We start from the raw sequence: 990 nt of genomic DNA, 5'->3' as shown, positions 1-990 counted from the left end.
CCTCCGCCACGGCCGGGCGCGCAGTGTGCGGATACCGAACACTCACTTGCTCCAGCGTCACCGAATTTACGGGCCCGTTCGGCGCGCCAACGCCCCATGCGGTCTGCGGGAAGGGGCCCAGTACGGAGCCGAGGCTGTGCAGCAGTGAGCGCACGGACGGCACTCGGTGCACTGCCGCGACCCACGCGGCGAGAGGCTCGCCCAGCGCCAGGCACAGGAGGGCAATCACACTGGCTCGTTCTGCACCCACCGCCGGATCGGTCACTGCCACGAGCACCGCTAGGAGGCCCGTGCCTGCTGTCACCGCCGCCGTGCCGAGCCCTGTGCCGCGGGTGGCGCGCCGTTCGGCGGCGGCCTGTTTCCGGTTTATCTCGTCGAGTTGGTCGACCGCCGCCGCTGCCACTCCATTACCGCGCAGGTCCGCCGCTGCTGCACTCAATGACGCCGACCCCCGTATCAGGTGGGACCGACCAGCAACCCTGGCCACATCGCCCCCACGTTCGACCGTTGCCACTAGGACCGCGCCGAGTGCCATGGTCGTGACCAAGCCCGCCCCCACCAGCACGGTGAACTCGGGGGTGACCAACCAGGTGGTGAGTGTGGCTCCCAGCAGTACGGCCACTCCGGAGATCAGGGGCGTAACGACCCGGGGGAGTTGATCCCGCAGTTCATCGGCCTGGGTCACGAGGTAGTCCAGCGGCGCCCCACCTTCGAGCAGTCGCCGGGACCCGGTACCTCGTGCTGCGATCGCCCGCCAGAGCCGCAGTCGGAGATCGTCGATGGTCCGGAAGGCGGCGTGGTGGGTGAGTAATTGTTCGGCGTATGTGGCCACCGAGCGTCCGATCCCGAACGCTCGGACTCCGACGATCGCCACCAGGAGATACATGATGTATTCCTCGACGCTCGATCGGACGATCAACCATCCCGAAAGCGCGGTGAGCGCCAAGCCCAGGGAGGTGGCGAGCACCGAGAGTCCTACCGCCCCCGCCC

1 protein-coding gene is annotated in these 990 nt (G+C 68.4%); it reads right to left on the bottom strand.

Features of this window, described 5'->3' with window-relative positions; all coding sequences use genetic code 11:
• Positions 1-967, bottom strand: a 967-nt coding sequence (locus AYO52_RS16765; RefSeq protein WP_216635348.1) for a hypothetical protein, incomplete at its 3' end; no start/stop codon positions are given.
• Positions 968-990: the final 23 nt, after the last annotated feature.

The sequence above is a fragment of the Dietzia sp. 111N12-1 genome (genome assembly GCF_001658045.1).
GTDB classification, from domain to species: Bacteria; Actinomycetota; Actinomycetes; order Mycobacteriales; family Mycobacteriaceae; genus Dietzia; species Dietzia kunjamensis.
This window is presented reverse-complemented; position numbering and strand designations above follow the sequence as displayed.